The sequence below is a fragment of the Salinivibrio sp. ES.052 genome (assembly GCF_900141775.1).
GTDB lineage: Bacteria > Pseudomonadota > Gammaproteobacteria > Enterobacterales > Vibrionaceae > Salinivibrio.
The window spans coordinates 373,239-385,015 of record NZ_FSRI01000003.1 but is presented as its reverse complement, the minus strand read 5'-3'; the positions used below and the strand labels follow the sequence as shown (position 1 = coordinate 385,015).

The window sequence follows — 11,777 nt, the reverse complement described above, 5'->3', positions numbered from 1 at the left end:
GTGGGCCTAACCTTAGAAGGGTTAGGCCAGTAATAGGAGGCACTATGCACGGAGAAAATCACGCACTTGTCTTTGACTTTCCTGAACACCGGGATCGCATCCACCAACTGAAGCAACATGACCCCGACTTTCAACTTGATGCGCAACGCTATCACCAATTAGATCACCACATTCGTGGCCTAGAGATGAATCAAATTCCAACCAGTGATGATGTGTTTACCGCGATGAAGAAACAACGCGCTTACCTCAAAGACCGCTTGTATCACAAGTTGCTTACTCATTGAGTGGAGAGTATTTATGCGCATTTCGTCTCAGTTATGCCTGCTTTTGTTCACGTTGAGTGTCACGGGCACGGCACTGGCTGAAATACGGGAAACGGAGGCTACTCGCCTCCATATTGAAACCGTAAAATCTGGGTTTGTACACCCTTGGGGGATGGTCGAGTTACCAGGCGGCGACATATTGATTACCGAACGGGACGGACAACTCAAGCGTTTAACCCCCAACGGTTTAGTCGTCCCCATTTTAGGCACCCCAAAAAACGTATTTCAAGAAGGACAAGGGGGGTTACTCGATATCGCGCTCGCCCCGGACTTTGCAACAACCCATCGTATTTATCTGTCCTACGCTGCCGAGAATGAGCAGGAACAAGCCGGCACTGAAGTCATGCTGGCAACGCTGTCAAAAGATGTACTGATTGACGGCAAAGTGATATTTAGAGCCTTACCCAAACGAAATGGGAGCCGTCACTTTGGTAGCCGCTTACTGGTCACCGAACAACACCTTTACATCACCCTCGGCGACCGAGGGCACCGTGATCGCGCACAGTTTCCTGAGGATCATATCGGTGCGCTAGTCCGTCTGAATCATGATGGGACCGTACCCAAAACGAACCCTTTCCACAATGATCCAACCAAACAACCCCATGTATTTAGCTACGGTCACCGTAATATTCAAGGGATCGCGCTCGATAATAATGGCGATCGCATTTGGACGCATGAACACGGCCCACAAGGTGGCGATGAGTTAAATATTATCGAGTCCGGCAAAAACTATGGGTGGCCCATTATCACCTATGGCGTGAACTACGGGCTCGGTACGCAAATCGGAGAAGGGACACAAAAAGCCGGTATGCAGCAACCGGTGTACTACTGGGACCCATCGATCGCGCCTTCAGGCATGACAATGGTTGACAGTAAACAGTTTCCCATGTGGCATGGCGACCTACTGCTTGGCTCGTTAAAGTTTGGGTTATTAGTACGGCTGGAGATAAAACAAGGTGAGGTGACACACGAAGAGCGTATGCTAAATGGTCAATTTGGCCGCATTCGTGATGTTATTCAAGCCAATGACGGCAGTATTCTTCTTTTGACTGATAGAAAAAATGGTCGCTTGCTAAAACTGACGCCCTCGCAATAATAATTATGAGAGCAGTTAAGAAATACTTGCCGTCAATTCACCATCATTATGTGGTATCGATAAACCGTAACGTTCTCCATCATAGTTTAAATTGGTGATTAACCACGCACTGCGTGACTTAGCGCGATCGTCGAATCGAAGCCCGCTAACATAACGTTCACCTTGTCGTCGATGACTCAGTACCTGCCCACTCATGGCGAGATCTTGATTAGCAGCGATGCCCGTCAAGCTCAATACCGCGATATCTTCTGAGTGCATTTGCAAACCCACGGCTCGGTACGACAATAAACATCCTCCGACAGAAATATCATGTATCGTTACCGGTACGCTTGCCTTTCCATCAACGGTCAAGGACGCAGACAGCTCAACACTAAAGCGCTTATCTTGTCGTAGGGGAGTCGCACTGGCCTCTTCTCGGCTCAATTCGATCCCCAAAAGCGTATGATGCGCCTCAATCATTCCCTGTATTTTTCCGCTAAAACGGACAAGCGACCCGTCAGGGGCAACACCATGGATACGGACCTGATAACCAGAATAAAAATATTGTCCTTTTTGTTGTACTGATAATGCGGGAAGTTGCAAATAACAAAAACGTAGTCCATCAGTACCAATCAATACCGCATTGAACCTAAATAAGCCTTTTGTTGGCGTTTGGATGTGAACCCGAACCAGCGCCGCACATCCCAGTTTCAACGCAGCCTTCGATGCACTAAGAGTGACAACTTCTTGATTTTTTTCAATAGATTTAAGTTGGTTTTGGCGCGCCATGCTATTTCCCTATTGCTATTATCTGACATTCATTTCTTTTCTACTTTAAAGAGTACGTGGCTTGCTTTTTTTAAGGTCACACCGTGCGTAAAAATAATCCTCAAGCCGTCTAATTATAGAGTAGATCGCATATAAGCAGCATGTTACGTTTTCCCTAATAATCAGGTTCAATCGCCAAGGATCCGTCATGAACACCATTATCAAACCCGTTATTTATACCCTCATCATGTGCCCACTGATGATCTATGCTCAGTTCGTCAGTGCCGATGAACCTAACACATGCGGTGATGTCACCATTGCTGATATGAACTGGAATTCTGCGACATTGATGGCCCATGTCGATCAGTTCATTCTTGAACATGGATATGGTTGCGATACCTCATTAGTTCCTGGCGATACCATGCCTACCGGGGTATCGATGACTGAAAAAGGCGAACCTGATATCGCTCCAGAGTTTTGGACCAATTCACATAAAGCCATGTTGGATAAAGGCGTAAAAGAGGGAAGGCTCCGCTATGCAGGGGATGCTTTTTCACAAGGTGGCAATGAAGGGTTTTGGATACCTAAATATATGGTAGACGCCCACCCTGAGCTAGCGACTATTGACGGTATCAAAGCCCATCCTGAGCTGTTCCCGCACCCAGAAGATCCCGATAAAGCGGCATTCATGGGCTGCCCTGCCGGATGGACATGCCAGATTTCGGCCAAACACATCTTCGACGCTCTCAAACTCGACCAGGCAGGATTTGAAATGGTTGATCCCGGTTCAGCCGCTGGCCTAGCCGGTACGATTGCACGTGCAAATGATCGCGAAAATCCTTGGTTTGGTTATTATTGGGCACCGACACCTGTGATGGGAAAATATGACATGGTCGAAGTCGATTTGGGCGCTGAAGTGGATCTTGAACACTATAAGCAATGCATCACCCAAGCGGATTGTCGCACACCCCGAGTCACCGCCTTTCCGACTTCACCAGTGCATTCACTCACCACCGCCTCCTTTGCTCAAGAAGCACCGGCAGCCTTTAACTACATTGCGCACCGAGAATACGATAACCAAGTGATGAGTGACATGTTGGCTTGGATGGATACCTATCAAGCCGACGGGGAAATCGCTGCGGACGAATTTCTACGTCGTTATCGTTCACTGTGGCATCAGTGGGTCGATGATGAAACAGTCCAGCGCGTTGAAAGCGCTCTTAAATAACCCGATACAGAAGAAAGACGCTGCCGAGGCAGTATTAATGCCTCGGCAGACGTCAGAAACGTTCGGTTAAATCACGCCCAGTTCGCGCAAACGTTCCATTAAATAGCTCTTGGCGGTATGGCGAGAAGAAAGGACAACATCGGGTTTGGGATGTAAAAACAGCGGCAACGAAATACGTGCCTTGGTTTTATCCGCCTCGTCGGGATTGATCACGCGGTGCGTGGTAGAAGGAAAATAACCCTGTGAGGCTTCTTGCAGCATATCGCCAATATTCACAATTAAGTTGCCAAAATCACATGGTACATCCAACCAACTCCCGTCTTTTGCTTTTACCTGCAAACCAGGTTCATTGGCTGCCGGTAAAATGGTGAGCAAGTTAATGTCTTCATGCGCAGCCGCACGGATCGCTCCTAGCTCTTCATCACCGTTTAACGGCGGGTAATGTAATACACGCAATAATGTTTGTTGGCTGCCATTAATCATACTCGATAACGGCTGCGAATAATGCTGACTAATATCGCCTGGTGACTGGCGCTCCACCCATGAGAGAAGGGTTTCCGCGAGTCCAGTAGCCTGTTCATAATAAGATTGCAGGTTATCTCTTAACACATCCGGACATTGCCCCCATGGGTAATAGTGAAAGAACTCTTTCAGATCACGCTTAGTATGCCCCTTCGCTGTTTCAGCGACTTTCGATGGGAAAAAACCATCTTGTGTTTCAGGTTTATAGGTAAAATCCTGTTTGGCTGCCGTGTTAAAAAACCCCTCCCATTGCTGATAAATATCAGCAACTAACGGCTGTGGAAGTGGATGGTTTTTTAGCACACCAAAGCCGGTTTCACGTAAAGATTCAACAAACGCCTGTTCGGCATCAGGCGCTTTAAAGTCAATAGCTTGTAGTCTCATAACGTACTCGTAATCGTTTGCTTTTTATCGTGAGGTTGTTGTAATAATAGTTTAACAGCCAGATAAGCGGGCACAACGCGATTCTGTTTCCATCGAGAAACACTTTGTTTCTGACAAGGCGAGAATCGGTTTCTTAAGGCGAAAGTCGTCCAACAATAGGCAAACGCACATCACGTGTTACACTCTATCTCCTTTTAACGCATGGAGGTTATATGGGCGTTATTCGCTGGATCCTTGGAAAAATTATTCTCGTCATCGAAACGTTGACCAAACCTAAGTCTCCGCAGCTAACTGCTGAGCAAGAGCAAGCCCTCAACCGGTTGTCACAACAAGTCACGCTATATCAATTTGCTGCCTGCCCATTTTGTGTCAAAGTCCGCCAAGCAAGTCGCAAATTAGGGCTGCCTCTGGCGGTGAAAGACGCCAAACGCGACATGACAGCGAGACAAGCACTTGAACAAGGTGGTGGCCGTATCAAGGTACCCTGCTTGCGCATAGAAAATACAGGTGGAGACGCCCATTGGCTGTATGAATCGGACGATATTATTGCCTACTTAAATCAGCAAGCGGCCCCAATAATGAAAAAATAATTAGACAGGGCATGTAAGGGTGTCTATCTTTTTAGTGACAAGACTCCTTCGCTTGCCCCTTGTTGCCCGATACGTTTATCTCTGATTCATCGGGCCTTGCTAAACTGCCCTTGCATGGCGCTCGGGCAGTTTTTTTTTCTACATACTCCCTAGAACCGCAAAGGCAATCGTACTCGCCACTCCCACCACCATGACATAAGGAAACTGAGTGCGGATATGATCGACATGATCATTGCCCGTGGCCATTGACGCAACGATCCCCGTGTCACTAATTGGTGACGTCATATCGCCAAAAATGGCTCCAGATATCGATGCACCAATCATCAAGTGCGGATCAACCCCTGTCGCGGCGCCAATCTGGATACCAATCGGGATCATGATTGCAAACGTGCCCCACGAGGTCCCGGTCGCAAGCGACATAATCGCGGCAATCACAAAGACAAAAGCGGCTGATAACCCAGCAGGGAGAATGCCATCAATCACCTGAGTGATATAGTGCCCCGTATGTAAGTCGGCCGATAAATCCCCCATCAAGAAAGCCAGTGACATAATTGCCCCAAGTGGCATCATATTCGCGTATCCGGCTAACAGATGGCGGAAAAAAGCATCTAACGACAAGACACGAGCACCGATAAAGAAAGCCATCGCGACCGCAGTACCTGTCATCACCGCCCAAAAGACAGCCGTTGAGCCCGATCCAGAGGCAATATCACCATTACCCGTAATAAACAGTCCCACCGGCACCATTAAAATGGTGGTCAGTAGAGGCAGAACGAAATAACTGACTTTGCCTAGCGGCTCATCATTTCGCTGATGATCGCCCGCAATGGGGAAAGCACCTTCACGTAATACCTGTCCAGCTGCCGCACGTTTGTCCGCTTTCGCCATCGGTCCCCAGCTCGCGCCAGTAAGCACATAACACAGTACCGCCAGTAAGGAGAGCCACGCCATTAGGTTGTAAGGAATGGCATGCAATAGAATGGTGAAGGGCTCACCCTCGATATACCCCTTGCTCACTTGGACGCCAATAATCGCCATCATCGCGGCACCCCAGCCATTGATCATCACACTGGAGCAGGTCGCGACGCAGGATGACTGGATCACATAGGCTAATTTTTCACGAGAGACGCGGTAGTGATCGGCTAAATCACGACTCACCGTGCCCGCTGACATAATTGAAATAGAGCTTTCAATAAAAATCAGCATAGTGGTCACCATCGCAAGCAACTGTACCGCAATCGGATTTTTCACTAATTGAGCACGCTCAGTGAGCGCATGAATCACTGCCCGAGTGCCGCCTGTGACTTGGATTAGGCGAATTAATCCACCCACCATAAAGCAAAACAAAATGGTGCGCGTATTCCCCGCGCTGGCAAATACACCAATATAGCTGTCCAGTGCCTTCGCCACGCCGGCGAATGGATTGAAATTGGCGATAACGGTATAACCCACCATCGCCCCTGCCAGTAGCGACAGAATGACCTGGCGTGTGACCACAGCAAGTACAATGGTGACAAGGGGCGTTACCACCGTCCAGACGCCATAATCCGTCATGACGCCTCCTGATCGAGCGCCTGCAGGAGATCGTCAATCAGATCGCGACTGTCCTCAATGCCCACCGATAGGCGGAAGGTGGTATCAAAGACGCCCATCGCCTCACGCGCATCTGCACGCATGGAGCCGTGAGACATGGAAGCAGAATGATTTATCATGCTCTCCACCCCGCCGAGCGACTCGGCCAAAATGAAGTAATGCAAACGGCCCAAAAATCGTTCACTTTCGACACGTGTGCCTTTTAGCTGAATGGTGACCACCGCGCCGCCTGAGCGCATTTGCCTCTGACAAAGCGCATGTTGCGGATGTGACGATAGGCCCGGATAGAAAACCGCTTCAATCGCTGGGTGTCCCTCTAATGCTTGGGCTACTTGCTGCGCATTATCACATTGACGATGCATACGTAGATCCAGCGTTTTCAATCCACGCAATGCCAGATAAGCATCGAACGGCGAGGCAATTGCGCCAACTGTCGTTTTAGCAAAATCGATTTTTTTCGCTAACGCCTCATCCGCAGTGATCAACGCACCGCCAATCATATCGGAATGCCCACCGATGTATTTACTGGTTGAAAGCATAACTATATCGGCCCCTAACGTCAGTGGTGTTTGGTTCCATGCCGTCGCAAATGTATTATCCACACAAGTCAATAATTGGTGCTGCTTGGCAAACTGACTGATCGCCTGGATATCCACCAACTCCAATAGCGGATTAGTTGGTGTCTCAATCCAGATCATGGCAGTATTCGATGTCAACACGGCTGTCACCGCCTCAAGATCGTTGAGATCGACATAATCAACCGTTAGCCCATTATTTTGCGCACGCAATTTCTCGAATAAACGATGCGTACCGCCATAAACACCCCGCATTGCAACAATATGAGATCCCGCAGGTAATAGCTCCAATGCCAATGCGGTCGCTGCCATGCCGGACGCAGTTGCAGTGGCATACGTTCCCTGCTCAAGAGCGGCTAACGCACTCTCATAGGCATACCGAGTTGGATTAGCAACCCGCGAATAGCCGAAGTCGGATGGGTGGCTCAAGCCAGTTTGAATAAAGCTACTCGCCGTATAAATAGGCGGGAAAACAGCATTATGGCCAGTGTCAGTGTGGTTACCACCGTGAACGGCGAGCGTCGAAAAGTGCGGTTTTTTCATGATTGGACTCAACATCAGGATAATAAATCGTAACAACTGGAAAAATGAGTCATTATTACGACAATAAAAGAGATTGCATATGATATTACGCAAATCATTTACTTTATTACTAGAATTATATTCTAATTAGTTCTATCTAATGACTCAGTGTGTCTTGCCGCTTTTATGCGCATTTTATTGAGTAAGCAGCTAGGTTTAAGAAACGAGGTTAAGAAGGGATTGAGAAATGACGAACTATAGAGCCGCAAGCATCAAGTACTACTCTTCACGCGTGGTGTCGTTTTTGTTGATCTCAACATTGCTCCTGCTGTTACTCGGGAGTCGTGTTGAAGCAAAACCCTTGTTGACAGTATCCGGTGACGTTGCAAAGCAATCATTCACCCGCGAACAATTGATGCAAATCGCTGACCGAACCATCACAACACGGACACCTTGGACGGAAGGGGTACAAGTTTTTCTTGGCGTTTCGACACAGAAGCTGTTAGAAACACTCAACAGGCCCAAAAACAGCTTAAAAGTCTATGCCTTAAACGACTATTGGGCTGAAATTCCCACCAACGATATCGATAAATACAATCCGGTTTTCGCTATCAAAAAAAACGGAGATTGGATGCGAGTGCGTGATAAAGGACCCATTTGGGTTATCTACCCGTTGACCGAGTTTGATCAGTTAGACAACGAGGTGTTACATAGTCGCATGATATGGCAGGCAAACCATGTTGAAGTACTGGGTTATTAATCAAAACACAGAGCGTGTGCTTCACGCCACCAAAAAGAGGTTGGAAAAATAATGGTGAGGCGCCCCCTTATCGCGTTTATTGTTTTCGTATTCGCGGCACTTGTCTTGGCAGCGACAACGCTTTACCAGTTCCATCAAGCCTATACGCGTCAAGCGCTACATACCCAGCTATCCGCATGGGCATTGGCACAAATGGAGCTAGAAACCATTGATTTTCGTAATGAACTCGCACTTTACTTAGCGGCAGAAGAAAGCGATACACAATCACTTATCCTCACTTATGACATTTTATGGAGTCGTTACGATACGTTTTTAAGTAGCCATGAGACCGCAGCGATGCGTCAAGCATTTGATGCTGTCCCTGTGGTGAAAAAAGCCTTCAGGTTAATCCGACGCCACGAGCAGGCCGTCCTTAATGGCAATCGTTCATCTCTTCAGGCGCTATTAAACGAGATAGATATTATCTTGCCTCAAGTGCGCGACCTAATGGTGAATAACTTCACTGGTTCCGCCGCGATAGAACAGCGCCAATTGTTTGATAGGCAACTCTCGGTCATCTATGCCGCATTTAGTGGACTCGTGCTTCTCCTCATATTTTTTGCATTTAGACTATATCGCTTTAACCACAAACAACAGAAAATTGCCTGGCAAGACCGGCTAACAGGATTGCCTAACCGTAACTATTTGCTGGACTGCTTACAGCAAGCCGCCGCAGAAAAACGTATCCATACGCTATTACTCATTGATATCCGTCGCTTCAAAGATATCAATGATTTAATGGGCTATGATCAAGGTGATGCGATGTTGGTTAAACTGGCTAACGAACTGAGAACAATTTGCCTACCTTATGGATATCCTTGCGCTCGCCTCAATAGTAACGAGTTTGCTGTACTCACTTACATAGATAGCCACCATTTAAGCTTCTTTACCCAACCATTGTGTCATGCGCTTCGTGATGTGATTGATAGTATTTATCCAAATCACCGTTTATCAATAGCCATTGGTATAGCCAAAAGCTTAGATATTAATACCCATGAGGTGAAAGCGCCGTGGTTATTTGCAAACCAATTACTGAATAATGCCGATCTCGCCTTAATGAAAGCGAAGCAATCGCCCGTTATTCGTGACAGCATTGATGTGTTTAAAACAGAATATGATCAAGAAGCCCAGCAGCGTCGAGTTCTGCGTGAAGAGCTCAAAAAAAGACTGCAGGATGAGTATCAAGAAGAGCTATATGTGATGTTCCAACCCATCGTATCCGCTAACCCACATCGATTGGGATGCGAAGCGCTCATTCGCTGGCATCATCCACAGTTTGGATCAATCGACCCTCAACTCGTGATCGAGATTGCAGAAGAATCAGGTATGGCTCAATCACTGGGTGCGTGGATATTAGGGCAAGTCAATAATGCATTGAACACCGAGTGGCAAAGCATTAATCAACACATCGATATATCGGTCAATCTCTCCGATTCTTTTTTTAACGACTCACTGATCTCCAGTGTCATTACTATTTTTGCCAAACACCCTGAGCAACGAAAACAGCTTATCTTTGAGGTAACTGAAACCATGACAATGGATGACATTGGCCGATTTAGTCTACTCATGAATCAACTTCGAGATGTCGGGATCCGCATCTCCCTTGATGACTTTGGTACAGGGTGGTCATCAATAGCTATCCTAAATTATCTAAACTTCGACAAAGTCAAAATTGACCGCTCTTTTATTAAAGAGATTATCGATACTCGAAAACAGCAAGTTCTGGTCGATACCATTTGCCACATGGCACATCAACTTGGCATTCATGTTGTTGCCGAAGGCGTAGAAACACAAGAGCAGTTGATAAGTCTACAGCAAATAGGGGTTGATGAGTTTCAAGGCTACTTCTTTGCCAAGCCGCTCACCGCAATCGATTTTTATGCTTTTTGTATTGATTACCTCAATCAAAAAAACACATTGCTTATCAAAAACTAATCAAAGACTTCTTCAATGTCGACCACTTTGGAACGATTGACGGTGATTTTCCAGCGCTGATAAACGGTCGGCCGCCCCTTTATGCGCTGGCAACTGATCAAGTTAAATTGATGCCGTTTTTCAACCGAATCTTTGAGTACTTGCCCCTCATTAAGCCGGTACAAGCGCTGGCTACCACGATCCATTAACCGAGAGAAAGAGCGGAAATCAAATTTCCATACATCCCGCGTCGTATCATACCCTGATAAAAAGCGAGTCATCTCAAGCTGTGTTTTCACTTTTAGCCGTACCACCGCCTCTTCACGTTGACGAAGCTTCCCCCGGCGTAGTTTCTTAACATCGTCAGGTAAGACACTAAAATCAATGTAATCGAGCCATTCTAGTTGCCGCCCTATTTGCCGGTTTGATGTTGGATCAATAAAGCGTTTGCGCCATTTCGGTCGCCCCTTACGAATCCATCGCCACAAGGCCTCACGCAGATCATCTTTAAAGATCTCCCTTAAGGCGTAAATACCCGCCATCGCTAAGACAAACGACAGTGTAATCTCCCCCAAATATTGACGCGCACGGACAATGACTGTTGTCACAAATAGCATCACAAATGCGGTTGCTGACGCCTTTGCCAGTTTATTCAGGTTTTTCCCTAACGCTTGTGGCACTTGCCGAATAGTAACGGGAAACTCAATCAACCGACGTGCAAGGCGCATTTTATTGACCATGCGGGTTGGATCTCGTACAGCTTTGTCAGAATTATAACGATTGACCAGTCGATGCGCTTCTTCTGCTTGGCATAGCTCAATCAGCTGTTGGCGCGCCGTTTTATACACATTACCGCGTGGCATATGGGCGAGTAATGAGAGAAATCGTTGCTCTGTTAACCAGGATAAGTAGTTGTCAATATTATGGTAATACTTGAGAAGCTTCACGTTCTGCGGCTTATAACGGCGTAAACGACGCAAGATTTCAACCGCCATTTCGATCGTGTCTTCCAACTGTTCCAAGGCTTCAGCATCGTCTAGGTCCGCCACAGACTCAAAAAAGTCATGGGTTGCCTTCTCCAACGATAACGCATATTGATAAGCATACAGGCTCAAGCTAACGCGATATTGTTCTGTTGGTAGCTTGTCACGACTCGCTAACCGTGCGTGTACGAGAGGCAAATGATAACGCGACGTAAAATAAGTGCGGCTATTAGCGAGTACCCGATAATAAAAATCGTCCTCGGAGAGCACATGCTTACCAAACTTAAGCTCGCCCGGGACAAAGAGGTAAAACTCGACCTCTTGGGCACTGACTTCCTCATTCAGGACCGCAACTCTAACCGACAATCCCTCATGTTTGTCTACCGTGATCACTACTGCTCTCCTGTGAACGCAATCAAGTTTGTCCCACCACTATCATCGGGAATTGAGTGACTCACTCCCATGCTGCGAGTATCGCATATTTGCAGTGACACTGTTTAA

Annotated in this window: 11 protein-coding genes; 6 read left to right on the top strand and 5 right to left on the bottom strand. The window is 47.1% G+C overall.

Features of this window, described 5'->3' with window-relative positions:
• Positions 1 to 44 precede the first annotated feature (44 nt).
• Positions 45 to 284 carry a YdcH family protein gene (locus BUQ98_RS14645; protein ID WP_074214531.1) on the top strand — a complete coding sequence of 80 codons (240 nt, stop codon included), beginning with the start codon at positions 45 to 47 and terminating at the stop codon, positions 282 to 284.
• A 13-nt stretch (positions 285 to 297) separates the two neighbouring features.
• On the top strand, positions 298 to 1,419 hold the full coding sequence (locus BUQ98_RS14640; RefSeq protein WP_074214530.1) for a PQQ-dependent sugar dehydrogenase: 1,122 nt from the start codon (positions 298 to 300) through the stop codon (positions 1,417 to 1,419).
• Between the two features lie 15 nt (positions 1,420 to 1,434).
• Here the strand turns inward: BUQ98_RS14640 and BUQ98_RS14635 are convergent, their stop codons facing one another.
• A complete protein-coding gene (locus BUQ98_RS14635; RefSeq protein WP_074214529.1) occupies positions 1,435 to 2,187 on the bottom strand; it encodes a PilZ domain-containing protein in 753 nt (250 codons plus the stop codon).
• A 187-nt stretch (positions 2,188 to 2,374) separates the two neighbouring features.
• On the opposite strand from BUQ98_RS14635, the gene BUQ98_RS14630 reads away from it, so the two are divergent.
• Positions 2,375 to 3,394 carry an ABC transporter substrate-binding protein gene (locus tag BUQ98_RS14630; protein WP_371515124.1) on the top strand — a complete coding sequence of 340 codons (1,020 nt, stop codon included), beginning with the start codon at positions 2,375 to 2,377 and terminating at the stop codon, positions 3,392 to 3,394.
• Positions 3,395 to 3,460: 66 nt separating this feature from the next.
• Here BUQ98_RS14630 and BUQ98_RS14625 read toward each other — a convergent pair whose 3' ends face one another.
• The gene (locus BUQ98_RS14625) at positions 3,461 to 4,300 is read right to left on the bottom strand and encodes a 2OG-Fe(II) oxygenase family protein (RefSeq protein WP_074214528.1); all 840 of its coding nucleotides are present in this window, start codon (positions 4,298 to 4,300) and stop codon (positions 3,461 to 3,463) included.
• Positions 4,301 to 4,512: 212 nt separating this feature from the next.
• On the opposite strand from BUQ98_RS14625, the gene BUQ98_RS14620 reads away from it, so the two are divergent.
• Complete coding sequence (locus BUQ98_RS14620; protein ID WP_074214527.1) at positions 4,513 to 4,890, top strand: glutaredoxin family protein; 378 nt, start codon at positions 4,513 to 4,515, stop codon at positions 4,888 to 4,890.
• A gap of 138 nt (positions 4,891 to 5,028) precedes the next feature.
• On the opposite strand, the gene BUQ98_RS14615 is transcribed toward BUQ98_RS14620, so the two are convergent.
• Both BUQ98_RS14615 and BUQ98_RS14610 read right to left on the bottom strand, forming a co-directional pair.
• Complete coding sequence (locus tag BUQ98_RS14615; RefSeq protein ID WP_074214526.1) at positions 5,029 to 6,444, bottom strand: Na+/H+ antiporter NhaC family protein; 1,416 nt, start codon at positions 6,442 to 6,444, stop codon at positions 5,029 to 5,031.
• Positions 6,441 to 7,601: a trans-sulfuration enzyme family protein gene (locus BUQ98_RS14610; protein WP_074214525.1), complete on the bottom strand. Its 1,161-nt coding sequence runs from the start codon at positions 7,599 to 7,601 to the stop codon at positions 6,441 to 6,443. The genes BUQ98_RS14615 and BUQ98_RS14610 overlap by 4 nt, the downstream gene beginning before the upstream one ends.
• Before the next feature lie 226 nt (positions 7,602 to 7,827).
• Between BUQ98_RS14610 and BUQ98_RS14605 the strand changes: the two genes are divergently transcribed.
• Positions 7,828 to 8,340, top strand: coding sequence for a putative pterin-binding protein (locus BUQ98_RS14605; RefSeq protein ID WP_074214524.1), 513 nt, complete (start codon positions 7,828 to 7,830; stop codon positions 8,338 to 8,340).
• A gap of 51 nt (positions 8,341 to 8,391) precedes the next feature.
• Positions 8,392 to 10,314, top strand: coding sequence for a putative bifunctional diguanylate cyclase/phosphodiesterase (locus tag BUQ98_RS14600; protein WP_083605314.1), 1,923 nt, complete (start codon positions 8,392 to 8,394; stop codon positions 10,312 to 10,314).
• On the opposite strand, the gene BUQ98_RS14595 is transcribed toward BUQ98_RS14600, so the two are convergent.
• A complete protein-coding gene (locus tag BUQ98_RS14595; RefSeq protein ID WP_074214523.1) occupies positions 10,311 to 11,669 on the bottom strand; it encodes a hypothetical protein in 1,359 nt (452 codons plus the stop codon). The two genes, BUQ98_RS14600 and BUQ98_RS14595, sit on opposite strands and share 4 nt — an antisense overlap.
• Positions 11,670 to 11,777: the final 108 nt, after the last annotated feature.

Coding starts and splice junctions, on each gene's coding strand:
- BUQ98_RS14645 (WP_074214531.1), top strand. CDS start 45: ATGCACGGAGAAAATCACGCACTTGTCTTTGACTTTCCTGAACACCGG.
- BUQ98_RS14640 (WP_074214530.1), top strand. CDS start 298: ATGCGCATTTCGTCTCAGTTATGCCTGCTTTTGTTCACGTTGAGTGTC.
- BUQ98_RS14635 (WP_074214529.1), bottom strand. CDS start 2,187: ATGGCGCGCCAAAACCAACTTAAATCTATTGAAAAAAATCAAGAAGTT.
- BUQ98_RS14630 (WP_371515124.1), top strand. CDS start 2,375: ATGAACACCATTATCAAACCCGTTATTTATACCCTCATCATGTGCCCA.
- BUQ98_RS14625 (WP_074214528.1), bottom strand. CDS start 4,300: ATGAGACTACAAGCTATTGACTTTAAAGCGCCTGATGCCGAACAGGCG.
- BUQ98_RS14620 (WP_074214527.1), top strand. CDS start 4,513: ATGGGCGTTATTCGCTGGATCCTTGGAAAAATTATTCTCGTCATCGAA.
- BUQ98_RS14615 (WP_074214526.1), bottom strand. CDS start 6,444: ATGACGGATTATGGCGTCTGGACGGTGGTAACGCCCCTTGTCACCATT.
- BUQ98_RS14610 (WP_074214525.1), bottom strand. CDS start 7,601: ATGAAAAAACCGCACTTTTCGACGCTCGCCGTTCACGGTGGTAACCAC.
- BUQ98_RS14605 (WP_074214524.1), top strand. CDS start 7,828: ATGACGAACTATAGAGCCGCAAGCATCAAGTACTACTCTTCACGCGTG.
- BUQ98_RS14600 (WP_083605314.1), top strand. CDS start 8,392: ATGGTGAGGCGCCCCCTTATCGCGTTTATTGTTTTCGTATTCGCGGCA.